Annotated in this window: 12 protein-coding genes; 6 read left to right on the top strand and 6 right to left on the bottom strand. The window is 67.0% G+C overall.

Annotated features, from left to right (window positions below; all coding sequences use genetic code 11):
- Positions 1 to 459: 459 nt before the first annotated feature.
- Both DPV74_RS29440 and DPV74_RS29435 read right to left on the bottom strand, forming a co-directional pair.
- Complete coding sequence (locus tag DPV74_RS29440; RefSeq protein ID WP_021158676.1) at positions 460 to 1,080, bottom strand: hemolysin III family protein; 621 nt, start codon at positions 1,078 to 1,080, stop codon at positions 460 to 462.
- A 195-nt stretch (positions 1,081 to 1,275) separates the two neighbouring features.
- Positions 1,276 to 1,662: a helix-turn-helix transcriptional regulator gene (locus DPV74_RS29435; RefSeq protein ID WP_119338457.1), complete on the bottom strand. Its 387-nt coding sequence runs from the start codon at positions 1,660 to 1,662 to the stop codon at positions 1,276 to 1,278.
- Positions 1,663 to 1,740: 78 nt separating this feature from the next.
- Here DPV74_RS29435 and DPV74_RS29430 point away from each other — a divergent pair, with 78 nt between their 5' ends.
- Positions 1,741 to 2,943, top strand: coding sequence for an MFS transporter (locus tag DPV74_RS29430; protein ID WP_346341816.1), 1,203 nt, complete (start codon positions 1,741 to 1,743; stop codon positions 2,941 to 2,943).
- A gap of 117 nt (positions 2,944 to 3,060) precedes the next feature.
- Here DPV74_RS29430 and DPV74_RS29425 read toward each other — a convergent pair whose 3' ends face one another.
- The 3 genes from DPV74_RS29425 to DPV74_RS29415 all read right to left on the bottom strand — a co-directional run bounded on the left by DPV74_RS29425 (position 3,061) and on the right by DPV74_RS29415 (position 8,002).
- Positions 3,061 to 3,267 carry a YbdD/YjiX family protein gene (locus DPV74_RS29425; RefSeq protein ID WP_006480280.1) on the bottom strand — a complete coding sequence of 69 codons (207 nt, stop codon included), beginning with the start codon at positions 3,265 to 3,267 and terminating at the stop codon, positions 3,061 to 3,063.
- A 13-nt stretch (positions 3,268 to 3,280) separates the two neighbouring features.
- Complete coding sequence (locus tag DPV74_RS29420; RefSeq protein ID WP_060174037.1) at positions 3,281 to 5,359, bottom strand: carbon starvation CstA family protein; 2,079 nt, start codon at positions 5,357 to 5,359, stop codon at positions 3,281 to 3,283.
- 387 nt (positions 5,360 to 5,746) lie between these two features.
- Positions 5,747 to 8,002, bottom strand: a complete 2,256-nt coding sequence (locus tag DPV74_RS29415; protein ID WP_240440036.1) for a carbohydrate-binding protein — start codon at positions 8,000 to 8,002, stop codon at positions 5,747 to 5,749.
- Positions 8,003 to 8,294: 292 nt separating this feature from the next.
- Here DPV74_RS29415 and DPV74_RS29410 point away from each other — a divergent pair, with 292 nt between their 5' ends.
- A complete protein-coding gene (locus DPV74_RS29410; protein ID WP_119338454.1) occupies positions 8,295 to 10,607 on the top strand; it encodes an ATP-binding protein in 2,313 nt (770 codons plus the stop codon).
- A gap of 139 nt (positions 10,608 to 10,746) precedes the next feature.
- Here DPV74_RS29410 and DPV74_RS29405 read toward each other — a convergent pair whose 3' ends face one another.
- Positions 10,747 to 13,662, bottom strand: coding sequence for a glycosyl hydrolase family 18 protein (locus DPV74_RS29405; protein ID WP_119338453.1), 2,916 nt, complete (start codon positions 13,660 to 13,662; stop codon positions 10,747 to 10,749).
- A 292-nt stretch (positions 13,663 to 13,954) separates the two neighbouring features.
- Between DPV74_RS29405 and gbpA the strand changes: the two genes are divergently transcribed.
- The 4 genes from gbpA to DPV74_RS29385 all read left to right on the top strand — a co-directional run.
- Positions 13,955 to 15,415 carry an N-acetylglucosamine-binding protein GbpA gene (gene gbpA, locus DPV74_RS29400; RefSeq protein WP_119338452.1) on the top strand — a complete coding sequence of 487 codons (1,461 nt, stop codon included), beginning with the start codon at positions 13,955 to 13,957 and terminating at the stop codon, positions 15,413 to 15,415.
- Between the two features lie 270 nt (positions 15,416 to 15,685).
- Complete coding sequence (gspG, locus tag DPV74_RS29395) at positions 15,686 to 16,126, top strand: type II secretion system major pseudopilin GspG (RefSeq protein WP_027790298.1); 441 nt, start codon at positions 15,686 to 15,688, stop codon at positions 16,124 to 16,126.
- Complete coding sequence (locus tag DPV74_RS29390; protein ID WP_027790297.1) at positions 16,101 to 16,610, top strand: lytic transglycosylase domain-containing protein; 510 nt, start codon at positions 16,101 to 16,103, stop codon at positions 16,608 to 16,610. The genes gspG and DPV74_RS29390 overlap by 26 nt, the downstream gene beginning before the upstream one ends.
- A gap of 2 nt (positions 16,611 to 16,612) precedes the next feature.
- A partial coding sequence (locus tag DPV74_RS29385) for a type II secretion system F family protein (protein WP_205571954.1) occupies positions 16,613 to 17,315 on the top strand: 703 nt, incomplete at its 3' end.

The following is a 17,315-nucleotide window of genomic DNA, read 5'->3' as shown; positions in this document are numbered from 1 at the left end:
CTCGGGACGGTCGACCGCCGCCGCGCGGGCGTGGCGGCGGCCGCGCTGAACGCGGCGCGGCAGAGCGGGTCGGCGCTCGGTGTCGCGATCTTCGGCGCATGCATCGCGACCGTGCAGCCGTTTCCGGTGGCGATGCGGGTGGCGTTGCTGGCGGCTGTGGCGATATCCGCGTCTGCCATGCCGATATGGTGGATTGCGACAAGCACAGGCAAAGTGCCGAAAGTCGGCGCTCACACGGCCGGGATGCGTGTCGCGGAAGGCGAGTAGTTCACTCGCCCGACACGACAGCGTGTCACGACGAACAGCGCCGCGCGCCGGCGGATCTTCCTGGGCACGCCCCCGGATTCATCGCGATACGTCGACTTCCGCGTTGCGAACACGACGGCCTCGTGTGCCGGTACGATCGCCGATCAGCGACTGGTCGACTCGGCGCCGGCGGCGGCTGGCGCCGCCTTCCGCTCACGCAACGTACATCGCGACACTGACGAACTGGCACAGGCTGCCGGCCAGCACGAACAGATGCCAGATGCCGTGCCCGTGGCGGATGCGTTCGTCGTTGATGAAGAAGTAGATGCCCGCGCTGTAGATGAGGCCGCCGGCCACGAGCCATGCGGTGCCGACCGGCGGCAGCGCGTGAATCAGCGGACGTACCGCGACGAGCGCGAGCCAGCCCATCGCCACGTACAGGATCATCGACAGCATGCGCGTGCGCCGCCCGAGCGTCAGTTCCTGGACGATCCCGAACACGGCCAGCCCCCAGCTCACGCCGAACAGCGACCAGCCCCACGGGCCGCGCAGCGTGACCAGCGTGAACGGCGTATAGCTGCCGGCGATCAGCAGGTAGATCGCCGAGTGGTCGCACTTCTGCAGGATGGCTTTCAGGCGCGGGCTACGCACGCTGTGGTACAGCGTCGAGATCGCGTAGAGCACGCAGAGCATCGCGCCGTATACGCTGAAGCTCACCACCTTGTAGGCGTCGCCTTCGAGCGCGCCCATCGTCACCAGTGTTACCAGCCCTGCCACCGATAGCACCGCGCCGACGAGATGGGTAATGCTGTTGAAACGCTCACCGGCATGCACGACGGGCTCCTCCTGTGCGGGTTCATCGGGGTGAATGGTTCACATGATACCGGCCGGGAAACGAAGCCGGGTTGCAGGCAGATCAAACCCGGCACACGGACGGCTCCGCGGCGCAGCGCGCCCGGTGCGTCACGCTCGCCGCCGCTTGGCGAACCGGCGCGTCCCGCCGGACGGCTCATCCACCCTCACCAGCCGTCAACCGTCGTTGTCTGCCGGAGGAGCCCACTCGGCCACGAGCTTCAGCAGGCCGGGAAAGCGCAGATCGAGATCTTCCGTACGCACGCGGCTGCGCCGCTCGAGCCCGTATTGACGCTGGCGCAGCACGCCCGCGTCGCGCAACGCCTTGAAGTGATGGGTGAGCGACGATTTCGGGCGATCGAAGCCGAACCAGCCGCAAGGATGGTCGTAAGCCTCGGATTCCAGCATCAGTTTCCGCACGATCGTCAGTCGCAACGGATCGGCCAGCGCGCCAAGAATGGTTTCGAGCCGCAGCTCGGCGACGTCCGGCTCCGGCAGCGGATCGGGCAAATCCGCAGGCGCCGGCGCGAGGCCGGCCGCCCGTTCAGGGTGGGTTCGTTTCATGTCGGCAAGCATATCACCCTGTACGAGTTTTTTCGAACTAAGCTATAGTTCGAAAAAACTCGTACAAGGAGTGCGTTCATGTCCGACACCGCCGTCCCCCAATCGCGCCCCGCGGGCTCGCGCTCCGTGCCCCGCATGGCACACGCCGCCTGGATGATCACCGCCGTGTTCATGCTGTCCAACTCGCCGACGCCGCTGTACGTGTCCTGGCAGCGCGCACTCGGTTTCTCGTCCGGCACGCTGACCGTCATCTTCGCGCTCTACATCGCCGGCCTGCTGGGTACGCTGCTCGTCGCCGGCCAGCTTTCGGACCGTTACGGGCGCAAGCCGGTCCTGCTGCCCGGCCTCGCCGCGGCGCTGATCGCGTGCGCGTTGTTCGCGACCGCGTCGTCCGTCGCCATGCTCGCCGTCGCCCGCTTGCTGACGGGCATCGCGGTCGGCGTGATCGTGTCGGCGGGCATGGCGTCGGTGATCGATCTCGCGGGCACCGAGCGGCGCAAGGCCGCGCTGCTCGCGTCGGTCGCCATGGTGCTCGGCGCGGGGCTCGGGCCGTTGCTCGCCGGGATTGCCGCGCAAACTGCCGCGCACCCGGTCGCCCTCGTCTTCGGCGTCGAGTTCGTGATCCTGCTGAGCGCGTCGGCCGTCGCCCTGCGGTTGCCGCGCAACCGGCCCGCGCAGGCGCCAGGCGACGCGCCGCCGCTACGTCTGCCGTCCGTGCCGGTTCACAACCGGCGCCATGTCGCCAGCGGTGTCGCCGTGTTCGGGCCGGGCATCACCGCGACCTCCTTCGTGCTTGCGTTGGGCCCGTCGTTGCTGGCACGCCTGCTTCACGTGCGCAGCCCGCTGCTCGCGGGCGGAATGGCCTGCGCGATGTTCATCGCCGCTACCGGCGTCCAGTTCGTCGCACGGCGCGGATCGATCCGTACGACGTTCGTTGCCGGCACGGTCGCCACCATGCTGTCGATGGTGATGCTGTGCATCGCCGTGCATGCGTCGTCGGCCGCCGTCCTCGTCGCGGCGGCGCTCTTCGCGGGCGCGGGACAAGGACTCGGGCAGCTCGGCGGCCTGACGCTGATCGGCCTGCACGTACCGGACGCGCGGCGCGCCGAGGCGAACGCCGTCATGAACATCGGCGGCTACCTTCCGGCGGGACTGATGCCCGTGATGACCGGGTATGCGATCGACCGCGTCGGCTTCACGGCAGGCGCGACCGGTTTCGCCGTCGCCTTGACGCTGATCGCGCTCGCCGCGGTGCTTGCGCTCCGTCACGACAACGACTGACGGCCGCACGCGACGGCATGCGCTGCACGAGCCGGTCGCCTTGCGTCGGCATGAAAAAAAGGCGTCATGGCTTTCACGCCATGACGCCTTTTCGTTCTTTCCTGCCGTTTCAACCGCTCAACAGCACTTCCCTGCTCCCGACCCGTACCGCGCATTCTGACGCTCGCGGAAGAATTCCTCGTACGTCATCGGCTCGCGGTCCGGATGGGTCTCGCGCATGTGCGCGACGTAGGTGTCGTAGTCGGGCAGGCCGACCATCAGCCGCAACGCCTGCCCGAGGTAACGCCCCGCGCTGCGCAGGTCGCTGCCAAGATCGCTGAACATCGCGGCCTCCCCCTTAACGTCCGCTGCCGAGCGCCTGCGCGGCCGGCATCGCTTCGTACGGCGTCTCGCGCACGGTCGGCTTCGACTCGCGGCGCGCGCGCAGCACGGCGAGCACACCGTACACCGCGATCGCCACGACGACGAAGATGAACAGCCCGGCCAGCGCCGCGTCGATGTAGTCGTTGAAGATGATCCGCTTCATCTGCGCGATCGACTTCGCCGGCGCGAGCACCTTGCCTTCGTCCACCGCGGCCTGCAGCTTCGCGGCGTGCGCGAGGAAGCTGACCTTCGGGTTCGCGTCGAAAATCTTCTGCCAGCCGGCGGTCAGCGTGCAGATCAGCAGCCACGCGGTCGGCACGATCGTCACCCACGCGTAGCGCTCGCGCTTCATCTTGAACAGCACGACAGTGCCGAGCACCAGCGCGATCGCGGCCAGCATCTGGTTCGAGATGCCGAACAGCGGCCACAGCGTGTTGATGCCGCCGAGCGGATCGACCACGCCCTGGTACAGGAAGTAGCCCCACGCGGCCACGCACAGCGCGGTGGCGACCAGGTTCGCGGGCAGCGACTCGGTGCGCTTGAGCGCCGGGTGGAACGTGCCGAGCAGGTCCTGCAGCATGAAGCGGCCCGCGCGCGTGCCGGCGTCGACGGCCGTCAGGATGAACAGCGCCTCGAACAGGATTGCGAAGTGATACCAGAACGCCATCATCGCTTCGCCGCCGATCACCTGGTGCAGGATGTGCGCCATGCCGACGGCCAGCGTCGGCGCGCCGCCCGCGCGCGCGATGATCGTCGTTTCGCCGACGGCCTTCGCGGTCTGCGTCAGCATGTCCGGCGTCAGCACGAAGCCCCACTGCGTGACCGTGTTGGCCACCGCTTCCGGCGTCGAGCCGAGCACGGCGGCCGGTGCGTTCATCGCGAAGTAGATGCCCGGCTCGATCACGCACGCGGCAACCAGCGCCATGATCGCGACGAACGATTCCATCAGCATCGCGCCGTAACCGATGAAGCGCGCGTTGGTTTCGTTGTCGATCAGCTTCGGCGTCGTGCCCGACGAGATCAGCGCATGGAAGCCCGACACGGCGCCGCACGCGATCGTGATGAACAGGAACGGGAACAGGTTGCCCGACCATACCGGGCCCGTGCCGTCGACGAACTTCGTCAGCGCGGGCATCTTCAGTTCCGGCGCGACGACGAGGATGCCGATCGCGAGGCCGAGGATCGTGCCGATCTTCAGGAACGTCGACAGGTAGTCGCGCGGCGCGAGCAGCAGCCACACCGGCAGCACCGACGCGACGAAGCCGTAGCCGATCAGGATCCACGTGAGCTGCGTGCCGGTGAACGTGAACCACGCGGCGAGCGTCGGCGAATCGTGCACGTGCTGGCCGAACGCGATCGACGCCATCAGCAGCACGAAGCCGATGATCGACACTTCGCCGATGCGGCCCGGACGGATGTAGCGCGTGTAGACACCCATGAACAGCGCGATCGGAATCGTCGCGGCGACGGTGAACGTGCCCCACGGCGAATTGGTCAGCGCCTTCACGACGATCAGCGCGAGCACCGCGAGGATGATCACCATGATCAGGAACGCGCCGAACAGCGCGATCACGCCGGGCACCGTGCCGAGTTCCATCTTGACGAGGTCGCCGAGCGAACGGCCGTCGCGGCGCGTCGAGATGAACAGCACGATGAAGTCCTGCACCGCGCCGGCGAACACGACGCCGGCCAGGATCCACAGCATGCCGGGCGTGTAGCCCATCTGCGCGGCGAGCACGGGCCCGACGAGCGGGCCGGCGCCGGCGATCGCGGCGAAGTGATGGCCGAACAGCACGTACTTGTTGGTCGGCACGTAGTCGAGGCCGTCGTTGTACTTGACGGCCGGCGTCATCCGCAGCCCGTCGAGCTGCATGACCTTGCTGGCGATGAAACGGCTGTAGAAGCGATACGCGATCAGATACACGCAGACTGCGGCGATCACGATCCAGAGGGCACTGACGCGCTCGCCGTGTGCGAGTGCGATCGTGCCGAACGCGAACGCGCCGAGCAGCGCGACCGCAATCCAGAGCAGGGTACTGGAAGCCCGATTCATGGCGTCTCCTGGTCTCCAATGTGTTTTTGAGTGGATGCGGCGAGGCGCCGAACCCGCGTGACGTCGATGCGTCGTGCCGCGGTCTCGCAAAGGCCGCGGCGATGGGCCGTAGTATTCCGTGTGACCGGGGAGGCTTACAAGCGGTTAACTACGTACGCGGAGCTACGTAGAATTACGTAGAACTGCGTTCCGGCCGAACCTTGCGTGGGACTGCGGCAGGCATTGATCGCTGCGCCCGGTTTGCTGCCCAGGAGCGAGGAAACCGGCACCTCGCCGTGCGCAACGGGGCCGCGAGCAGGCGCACCACCGGCCGATGCCGGAATTCCGGCCATCGCACGCGCGGCAGCCGGACGGGTGCTTCGCCGCCCGTCCGGCGCGCGCCCTCGATCATTTGACCTTGCACTGCGCATGCATGTTGGCCACCCCGAATTCGCGCCACGGGCCCCATTCGCCGCCCTGGCCGGGCACGTCGCCCAGCACCCACCAGCCGTTCATCCAGCGCTTGCCGGCGTAAGCGACTTTCTGGCAAGGGGCGGCGTAGGTCCGCTTCGGATCCCATGACTCGACCGCCTCGCCGGCATCGGCGTGGACCGTCACACGGTGCGTGGCCACGGACTGGCGGTTCTGCACATCGGTCACCGTCACGCGGAAGTCATATCCGCGCTCGCTCCCGGCCTTCGGCGCGACGAAACTCGCCGTCGCTCCCTGCTGGCTGAGCTGCACGCCGGGCGGGCTCGTCCACGCGTACGACAGGCCCTTCCCGGTCGATTGCGCGCTCGACAACGTGACGCGTTCGCCGCCCACGGCCCGTGTCGGGCCGGCGATCGACGCGCCCGGCGGCGCAATCGCCTCCTGCGCCTTCACCTTGAGCACGTGCGTCGTGCCGGCCGCATACCCGTTGCCGTTGATCACGGTCAGCCCGAACGCGTACTCGCGATCCCGGTCGGCCGGCGGGACGACCACGCTCGCACGGCTGCCGTTCTGCTCCAGCGCGACGCCGGCCGGCGCGCTCCACCGGTATCGCAGGCGATCGCCGACCGATGCGTCGCCGGACAACGTGACCGTTGTGTTCGCATCGGCTTGCGCGGGCCCCGTGATGGCGGCCTCCGGCAGCAGCACGCCATCGTTCTTCACGGTGACCACGGCGCCGTCCGGCCCGACCGAGTTCACCGTGACGATCTTGCCGGACAGCGTGTCGTGCAGCGCGTGACCCGGCATCAGCGGGGCATCCTTCATGCCGCCGGCGCTGCCGGGCGTCGTATCCACCAGCGTATTCTTCAGCGAGCTGCCCTGATACCGGACGGTCCTCACGATCACGCCGTTGACGAACGGATCGTCCGCCTTCCAGTCGTCGAAACCGCGCAGCGGCTGCCGAAATTCGAGCCACAGCTGCGTGCCGTCGCTGCGCGCGATGCGATAGCCTTTCGCACCCGCCTGGTCGCCGAACAGCGGCATCAGCCTGTAGGTGCCGGACTCGCGAATTTCCGGCACCTGGGCTTGATCGAGCCAGCCGGAGAACAACTGGTAGCTGCCGGGATAAAGGCGACGGCCGCCGCCGCCGACGGTGTCGGACGGATCGTCGACCTTGCCCGTGCGGCACGCGGCACCCACCTGCACCGTGCCGCCGACGGTCGGGCAGTCGATCAGCGAATCGGGGTGGGACGCGCCGAGCGAATGACCGAATTCGTGTGTCCACATCCAGTATCCGTGGCCATTGCCGTTCGACAGGATCCAGTTGCCCGGCTGCGCCGCCAGCCCCGCCCAGCCGCAGCTGCCGAGCTTCGAGAAATCGACGAGCAGGTAGTCGAATCGCGCCGGATCGGTGCCCTGCGCCAGCGCGGCCTTGCGGGCCGAGTCGAGCAACGCACCCGAGCTGCAGGTCGCCGGGCGGGCGCCCAGGTCGACGTCGCCGAGCACGGTCCCGCCCAGCGTGGCCTTGCCGTGGGACGCCACTTCGATATAGCGGCGCAGCGACGAATAGTCGTCGCCGTCGCCGAACACGGCCTTGCGGATGATCCCGGGATCGTTCGCCGCGGCGTTGCCGAAGTGCGCGGTCAATACCAGCGCCGTCCTGTTGCCCATCAGCGGGCGCTGCGGCGGCGCAAACGTCGCCGCCGACACCCACGCCGCCGATGCCTCGCCGCGGGCGAACTGCATCGCGACGCCCTGGCTCCCGGCCCGGATCGCGAGCACTTCGTCTCGCCCCGTCGAGATCCGGTGCGCGTTCAGCATGCCAAGACGGCCGGCCGGCCCCGTCTCGAAGCGCCACTGGGACATCTTCGCGTCGCCGCCGGCGCACGCGTCGATCGACACGCCGCCCATGCCGGTATTGCCGGCCCGGGTGCGCAGGCACATGTCCTGGCCGCGCGCCTGCGTGGCCCCGGCATTGCGGATCTGGTAATACCCCGCGCCCGGCACGAACGCCCAGTCCTGCGCGGCGGCGCCGTCGCAGGCCGCGACGACGGGATCGACGCTGCCCGGCTGCCACGCGAGGCATTGCTCGACACCGTCCTGGTAGTGCTTGATCGGCGCGTACGCGGGAGCGGCGGATGCGCCGGACGGTACCAGGATGGCCGCGACGGCCGCGGACAGCGCGGTCAGTGCGGTCAGTGCGAAGGCATGGCTGAGGTTCTTCACGATCATGGAATGGCAAGGCGCAAACGGCGCGAATGGAAAGGAATCCGCATTGTTGCGACGCCCCGCTCCCCGCTCAAACATCCTCAACCCATTCTCAACGCGCCGCCCGGCGCCGCCGGTTTCGTTCCGGAGCGATTTCGCCCCGCCGCCTGCTCCCGAACGGCGCAAACAACGCTAGACTCTCCCGACGGGAAAACCCGCATGGCGCGAACCGGCAAGCATCGTTTGCCCGGGGCGCCCGGCGCTGCAGCATCCCGGTCGACATCCAACAACATCTTGTTCGAGGAAACGCCGCCCTATGCTCGACAGGCTCCGCCAGGTTCCGGGAATCGCAGCGTCGGCACGCCCGTCCACATGGCTGCTGCTGACCGGCGTCGCCGCGCTTGCGGCACTGAGCTGCACCGCCGCCGTCGAGACGCTGCTCTCGCCCGTGGATCGACTCTACTGGCACGCCGTTTCATCCGGCATCGATCGCGGGCCGCGCGACAAGGTCGCGGTGATCATGGTCGACAAGAAGACGCTCGCCGAACTGGGCGGCAGCGGGAGCTACACGCGCACGGCCTATGCGGGGGTGCTGGATCGCGTCGCCGGCGCGTCGAGCGTCGTCCTCGACATGACGATGATCTCGCCGGCGCAGGACGACGGGGTGCTGGCGGCCGCGATCGCGAGGCACGGCCGCGTGGTCTTGCCCGCCCAGATGTCGCCGGTTCACGACCGGGCCGATACCGTGATCCTGCCGGCGCGGTCGCTGCGGGAAGCGGCCGCGGCGATCGGCCAGCGCAGCATCGTGCTGGGCAGCGACCATCTGGTGCAGGGCATCGTGCCCTATGTCAAAAGCAGCAGCGGCGACGAAATTCCCCATGTCGGCCTGCAGGCGATCCGCGTCGCCAACGCGCCGCTGCCGGACAGCGACGTGCGTCGCCACGTGCAGCCGCATGTCACCCGGATGGGAAGAGTCGAAGACGGCACGATCCTGCTGGGCCTTCCGTTGCGCTTCGACCTCGCGAGCTACTCGTTCGTCGACGTGCTGAAGGGCCGCGTGCCCGCGTCGGCATGGCGCGACCGTATCGTATTCATCGGCGACGGGATGTCCGAGATGACGGGCGTGTTCTATCTGTCGACGAGAAGCGGCGGAAGGGTGAAGCGTGTCGAGGTCGATGCGCTCGCCACCGAAGCGTTGCTCGACGGGCACCTGATGCGGCGCGTGCCGGCCGGGATCCAGCTGGTCGTCAGCATGGCGGTCGCGATCGGCATGCTGCTGATCTGCTTGCTCGTGCCGGGCCGACGCATGTACGGATTCGCGCTGGCGTGGCTGGCTGCCTACGTCGCCGGCGAAACGGCGCTGCTCGTGTACGGCGCATACTGGACACCGGTCGGGCCGTCGCTTGCCGTGTGCGTGACGATCTTCGCCGTCTGCGGCTGGCGGCGCGTAGGCAGCCTGCGCGCCGCGCTGATGAAGGAATACCGCGGGTTGCGCGGGCTGGCGGGCCGGCACACGTTCGCGGGCCTTGCGCAAACGGGCGACGCCGACGATGCGGCGCCGACGGACGACGACGTCGCACAGGCGATGTCGCGCATCCGCGAATGGCAGTCGACCTACGTCGACGTGATCCATACGCTGCCTTATCCCATCTTCGTCGAACAGGACGGCAGCCTGCTGATGTGCAACGAACGCGGCAACGCGATGCTGAAATCGATCGACGTCGACGGCGATGCGGCCGCCCGGCAGGTGATCGGCATCGCCTACGACAACATCCTCGCCGCGAAGAAAACCGGGCGGATCCACTCGGCCGAACTCACGCTGAACGCGCGCACGCACATGATGATGGTGACGCCGTTCGGCGACGGCGATCGTCATCGCTCCACGGCCAGCATGATCTGCCTCGTCGACATCCACAACATCACGGCGGCGGTCGAAAGCGACCGCATGACACTGCGCCACATGGCGCACGATCTTCGCAATCCGCTCTCGACCGTGCTGTCGCTGCTCGAGCAGCACAGCGCCGCCGACGGCTCGACCGATCCCGATTTCCTCGCGGACCTGCACAAGCTCGTCGACTACAGCCTGCGCGTCGCGCAGGATTTCACCCAGCTCTCGCGCGCGGAGCATCTCGACCAGGGCGCCTACATACCGGTGTCCGCGAGCGACCTGGCGATGGAAGCGGTCGATCAGGTCTGGCACAGTGCGGGCGCGAAGCGGATTCGCGTCGACGGTCCGCATGAAGACGGCGACGAAGCGTTCGTGCTCGGCAATCGCGACATGCTGCTCCGCGCGCTGACCAACCTGCTCGACAACGCCATCAAGTATTCGGACGAAGGCACGGTCGTCGACGTATGGATCACCTCCGACGAGCGCCACGTCTCCATCGCCGTGGCGGACAACGGCATCGGCATCCCGGCCGAGGCGATGCCGCGGCTGTTCGAGCCGTTCTTCCAGGTGGACGGCACGTATCGCGATGCAAGCGGCGGCGTCGGGCTCGGGCTGCCGTTCGTCAAGACGGTCGTCGAGCGCCACGGCGGATCGATCGACGTGACGTCCGCGCCACGGCAAGGCAGCCGCTTCACCGTGCACTTGCCGATGACCCGCGCGGGCACGGACGACGCCGCATAGCGGCCCGGCGGCCGCCGGAAACAAAAAACCCTCGCACGAGGCGAGGGCCGGGCCGGCATCGGTCGATGCCGGTTCGAGGATACGGGTTCGACGCCGGCCCGGGCATGCAGCGCGGGCCGGCGTAACCGGGGAGCGGGCGTCAGTCCTTGTGTTCCTCCCAGGCCTGATCCCACGCGGTGCCCTTGCCGGGCTCGTAGGCCCAGGCAGCCATCGAGCACCAGTTGGTGTACGGGAACGGCTTGCAACGGTACAGCTTGCCGTTGTTCGACACGATGTCGCCGGCGCCGTACTTGGTGCCTTCCTTGTACTGCGGATGGTTGCCGCCGCTTTCGCCGCCGCCGTTGCCGCCATTGCCGCCGTTACCGCCGCCTTCACCGCCGCCTTCACCGTTGCCGAAGATCGTCCACGCATCGCTCCACGCGAAGCCCTTGCCCGGTTCGTAGGCCGCCGGCGCACCCGAGCACCAGCCGCTGTACGGGAACGGCTTGCACTGGTACAGCTTGCCCAGGTTCGACACGACGTCGCCGGCCTTGTACTGCGTCCCGGCCTTGTAGGCCGGGTACTGGCCGCCTTCGCCACCGCCGCCGTTGCCGCCACCACCGTTGCCGCCACCACCGTTGCCGCCGCCACCATTGCCGCCGCCCGTCTCCGTCGCCTTCACGAGCACCGTGTGCTGAGCGGTGGACGACAGCTTGCCGTCGCCGACCTTGACCGAGAACGTGAACGACTGGTCCTTCGCAAGCTTCGGCGCGGTGAAGCGCAGCGTCGCGCCGGAAGGCTGCACGTCGATGCCGGACGGAGCCGTCCACTGGAACGTCAGTTTGTCGCCGTCCGGATCGGTCGATTTCTCGGCCGACAGGGCCACGGCCTGACCGCCTTCCGCCTGCGCCGGACCGCTGAGTCGCGCGACCGGCGGACGGTTTTCGGCCGGCGGCGGCTCGACCGACGCTTCGGCCTGCGCGGTCACGACGACCTGCGCGGCACTCTTCAGCCCGGCCGGGTCGGTCACCGTCACGCGGAACGTGTAGCGGGTGTCCTGCTTGACCGCCGGCACGTCGACCGTCGCCTTCGCACTGTCCGGACTGCCGATCTTCAGCGGATCGCCGCCGATCTGTTCCCACTTGAAGGTCAGCTTGTCGCCGTCGGGATCGCGCGACTTCGACGCGTCGAGCGTCACCGTCTGCGGCCCGGTGACCGTCATGGCCGCCCCCGCGTTCGCGATCGGCGGACGATTCTCCGCGCCGCTTCCGCCGTCGCCGTGGCCGAGACCTTCGTGCATCGCGTTCAGGATGTCGCCGTTGTCCGCGTCGATTTCCCACGAGAACATGCCGCCGAGCTGCTGCTTGCGCACGTAGTCGCCCTTGGCGTTCACCGAGCGCGGATCGTCGAACGTGAGGAGTTCGCCGGTGCTCTTGTTGAACACGTACGGCGCCTCGGCCGTCTGGTCGTAGTGGTACTCGTAGCCGTTGATGCCCGCGTTGTTCGGGCCGATCATCTCCGCCTTGAGCTTCTTGTAGTCGAGAATGCCGGCTTCCCACTGCCCCTTGTGCGGCCCCTTCGCGGTGCCGGTGAACGGATTGCCGTCGGTGTAGCCCGATACGCCGGTCCAGCCGCGGGCGTATGCCGCCGCGCCGACGACGAGCTTCTTCGGATCGACGCCCTGCGCAAGCAGCGCCTTGATCGAGTTGTCGGTCGTGTACTTGGTGTCCGGTCGCCACGCGGGCGCGTGCAGTGCCGTCTGGTGACCCAGCTCCGTCAGGCTGAACGCACCGTAGTAGTCGTACGTCATGTCGAAGATGTAGTCCATGTACTTCGAGGCTTCCTTGTAGTTCACCACGTCGATCTTGTCCTTGCCCGCGCCGATCGCCGACGTCAGCTCGTAGGTCTTGCCGGTGTCCGCCGACACGCGGTCGAGCATCTGCCGCAGTTCCTTCATCAGCGTCACATACAGCGCGCCGTCCGTCTGCGGATTGCCGATCGCGCCGTTCGCGCCCTTGCCGCCCGGGAATTCCCAGTCGATGTCGACGCCGTCGAAGAACTTCCAGGTGCGCAGCAACTGCTCGGTCGAATCGACGAACACCTTGCGCTTGGCCGGGTCGTGCAGCTGGAAGAACGGATCGGACAGCGTCCAGCCGCCGATCGACGGCAGGATCTTGAGGTCCGGATTGCGTTTCTTCGCGGCCATCATCTGGCCAAGCACGCCCTTGAGCTTCGAGTTCGCGGTCTGGCCGGGCAGCGTCATGCCCATCTCGCCCCACGTATCGTGGATCGCCACGCTGAAGTCGGGCAGCCCCGCGCACGTCTGCTGCAGTGCGCGGAACGAATTCGGCACGTCGCGCGCGAGCGACGCGTTGATGTTCGCTCCGCCGCAGATCGGCACGAAGCCATACAGCATGTGCGTGAGGTTCTCGACCGGCACGTTGTCGACGTTGAACTTGCGGTCGTAGACCGACCACGTCGCGAAGTAGGTGCCGACCACCGAGCCGGACGTGTTCTTGAAACGCTTGTGCGCCTTGCTCGCGTTGTCGGGCAGCGTATCGGCCAGTTCCGGAATCGTGTCGAACACGACCACGTCGATCGGCGCGCTGTCCGTCGACGCGCCGTTCGCGTCGATCACCCGGACCTGCATCTTCTTCACGCCCGGCGTCTTGACGTTGGCGATGACGGTGCCGCTCTGGGTGCCGCCGGGCGTCAGCTTGAGTTCCGACGCGGCATCGACCGCGCCGTCGACCACCGCGACCGCCTTCACGGCCGTTCCGTTGCTCCAGATGTCGAACGGCAGCGGCACGTCGACCTTCTTGTTGAGCTTGACGAGGTCCTTGTAGGGCGCGCTGCCCGCTCTCTGCAGATCGATCTCGACGAAACCGTGCGGCTTCGACGTGATTTCGTATTGCTTGAGACTGGGCTTGCCGGGAGCGGCGAACGCGGCGTTCGCGAAACACAGCGCGCTGGCCGTGGCGATCGTCGCGAATGCAAGCGTCTGGGTGCGGCCGGATGCAACGCCGATACGCGACGGATTGAGGTTGAGTTTATTCAGGCGCAATTTGATCGTCATCCTTGAGAAATTGAAAGAGTGTCTGAATCGACCGTCGCATTGTTTTTTCCCTGCCGCCTCGCGCCAATCAATCTCAAGGATGTCTCAAGAAATGCCGGCTTTTCGGAAACCGGCAGCCGGATTCTTGATGAATCGTTCAGGAAGATTCTCGCCCCCGCCGCGCTCGCGGAAACTGCAACCCGTGTCGCATCCCACCCGATGCACGACGCGCAAACGCCGGGCACCGTGCCGGCTTCGATCAACCGCTCTTTCGAAAGCAGTACCGACAGATACGATCCATCTCCTACACACCATGAACAAACACACCGCGAGCCGAACGCTCTTCAAACTTTCGCCGCTGGTCGCATGCGCATCCATGTTCTTCGCGCAACATGCGTTCGCGCACGGCTACCTCTCCGATCCGCCGTCGCGCAACCTGATGTGCAGCTCGAAGCAGGGCCCGGCGCAAAACTTCAACTGCGGCTCGGTCACTTGGGAACCGCAAAGCGTCGAAGGCAAGCAGGGCTTCCCTCAGGCCGGTGCGCCCGACGGACAGTTCGCAAGCGGCGGCGTCGTGCAGTTCAGCGAACTGAACGAGCAATCCGTCGACCGCTGGAAAACCAACGACATCAAGCCGGGCGCGCAGCAGTTCAAGTGGACGTTCACAGCGCCGCACGTGACGAAGAACTTCAAGTACTACCTGACGAAGCAGGGCTGGAACCCGAACCTGCCGCTGACGCGCGACCAGTTCGACCTGACGCCGTTCTGCACGGTCGACGGCGGCATGCAGAAGGCCGACGCGATCGGGCCGCACAACTGCACGATTCCGTCGGACCGCACCGGCCATCACGTGATGCTGAGCACGTGGCACGTCGGCGACACGGCCGGCATGTTCTACAACGTGGCCGACCTCAACATCAAGGCGGACGGCGGCCCGACCGACCCGGGCAAGCCGAGCTGGTCGTCCGTCGGCACCATCGCGCCGACCGTCGACCTGAAGGCCGGCGACAAGGTCATGAACCGCGTGTTCAAGTCGGGCGGCGAAGTGCCGTCGATGAAGACGACCGTCACGATCGGCACGGCCGAACAGGGCGAACGCAACATGTGGCCGATGCTGCTCGCGAAGGAAATCAACCGCGTGCAGTCGGCCAGCCTGCTGGCAGGCATCGAGCGCGACGGGCGCATCGAGCCGGGGCTGGGCGCGAACAACGTGTTCGCCAAGAGCGGCAGCGGCATCGTGCGCACGGAGACGACGGTCGAGAAGAAGCCGGAATCTGGCATCGACGAAGGTTTCAGCGTCACGAGCAACCCGGAATTCAAGATCGAGAACGGCAAGGCCACCGCGAAGTTCTTCCTGAAGTTCAATCACGCGAAGGACACCAGCGTCACGATGAAGGTGTACGACGCGGCCAATTCGCTGGTCGGCTCGAAGTCGGCAACGATGCGGATGCAGGGCGACCTGAGCGTCGACATCGCGAATGCGAAGGCCGGCGCGCACACGGCCGTGGCGACGTCGCAGATCGAAGGCGGCACGCTGAAGCAGGAAACCGTCACGTTCAAGCTGACCGGCGGCACGGGCGGCGGCGAAGGCGCGCAGTGCCAGGCCGCGTGGAAGCAGGGCACGGCCTATACGGGCGGCGCGAAGGTGCAGCACAGCGGCCGCACCTACGAGGCGCGCTGGTGGACCCAGAACGACGTGCCGGGCTCGCCCGCGACGACCGGCGCCGATCACACCGGCAAGGTCTGGAAGGATCTCGGCGCATGCAGCAAGTAAGGATTCCCGCATGAATCCCGCGAGCCGCGCGCCAAAGGCGTGCGGCTCGCCCGTCCTCGACGGGTGCATGCGCGGCGTGTTTCGAAGTTTGTTGAGACATCCTTCATGAAAATTGCGGCGCCTGCATCGCGTTTGCAAAATGACGTTATCAAACGGCGCTCGGGCCCGAACAAGCCCCCTTCCCCACAGCGCGCCATTCATCAGTCGTCCGCAATACGACGACACTCCGACCCGCGAATCGCGTCGGAACTTAAACCGAGGGCATACAACGTGAAATCGAACTATCCGAAATGGACGAAGAAGCGAGGCCAGCGTGGCTTCACCTTGCTCGAATTGCTGGTGGTGCTGCTGATCATCGCGCTGCTGGCAGGCTATGTCGGCCCGAAACTCTTTTCGCAGGTCGACAAGGCGAAGGTCCGCTCGACCGAATCGCAGATGAAGACGCTCGGCGACGCGGTCACACAGTTCAGGCTCGACACGGGCCGCTATCCGAGCGCCGACGAAGGGCTCGATGCGCTGGTCAAGCAGCCGCAGAACACCGACGGGTGGAACGGCCCCTATCTCGCGAAGGCCGTGCCGAAGGACGGCTGGGGCCGGGCCTATCAGTGGAACGTGCCGGGCCGAGACGGCGAGGCGGAGATCGTGTCGCTCGGTCGGGACGGTCGTGTCGGAGGGAGCGGCAACGATGCGGACCTCGTCTACGGCATGTAAGGGCCTGCGTCGCTGGACCGTCGCGGCGGCGATCGCCGTCTGCGCGTCCGGCGCCGCAGCCAAGGATTGCTTTACCCAGGCAGGCGAGCGGCACGGTATCGATCCGCTCCTGCTCGTCGCGATCGCGAAAGTGGAATCGTCGCTGAATCCTCGCGCGATCAATTACAACCGCAACGGCACCTACGACATCGGGCTGATGCAGATCAACAGCTCGCACCTGCCGCGATTGATCAAGACGGGCGTCACGCACGGGCGCCTGATCAACGAGCCCTGTACGTCGATCGACACCGGCGCGTCGATTCTCGCCGGCTTCATCGAACGGCACGGCTACACATGGAATGCCGTCGGCGCCTACAACGCCGGATCGTCGGCGAAGCGCGAACCGGTGCGCAAATCGTATGCGACCAAGGTCTGGCGCGAGTACCAGACGCTGACCAGCAATCGCGTCGCCAGCTCGGCGTTGCTCGACGAATGGCGGAGGTAGCCATGCAATCGTTTCAGGTTCGGGTGCTTGCCGACGGCAAGGTCGCCCTGCAGACGATCGAAGCAGCGAGCGAAGCGGACGTGCGGGCCCGGATCGCGGCGCAAGGCGGTGTCGCGCTCGACATTCGCCGCGCACGCCTCGCCAGACGCAAGCGCGCACCGAAATTTGCGCTCGCGCTGTTCCTCCAGGAACTGTCGACGCTGCTCGATGCGGGCCTCGTGCTGATCGAAGCGCTCGAGGCGCTGCGCGACAAGAACGATGCCGGCAAGGCGTCGAAGCAGGTGATCGACCGGATCCTGTCGGTGATGTACCAAGGGCAGCCGTTATCCGCGGCGCTTGCGCGACAGCCCGACGTCTTTCCGGGGCTGCTCGTCGCGACGATCGCGTCGTCGGAAGACAGCGGCCAGTTGCCCGCCGTACTGAAGCGCTACCAGCAATACGAAGTGCGGATCGAGCAGATCCGCAAGCGGGTCACCGGCGCGCTGATTTATCCGGCGGTCGTGATCGGCGTCGGCATCGCGATCCTGCTGTTCATGGCCTTTTTCGTGATTCCGCGTTTCGCGGTGGTGTTCGAGTCGCTGACCACGCTGCCGCCGACCGCGCAGGTAATGCTCTGGTGGGCGACCCTGTTGCGCGAGAACGGCGCGGCGGTCGGCATGGCCGCCGCCGCCGCGGCCGTCGGCGCGGGGCTGGCGGTGCGCTCGG

Source organism: Burkholderia sp. HAN2018 (genome assembly GCF_024704855.1).
Taxonomy (GTDB): domain Bacteria; phylum Pseudomonadota; class Gammaproteobacteria; order Burkholderiales; family Burkholderiaceae; genus Burkholderia; species Burkholderia cepacia.
Note: the sequence above shows the minus strand (reverse complement) of the source record. Positions and strands in the feature narration are given on the sequence as shown.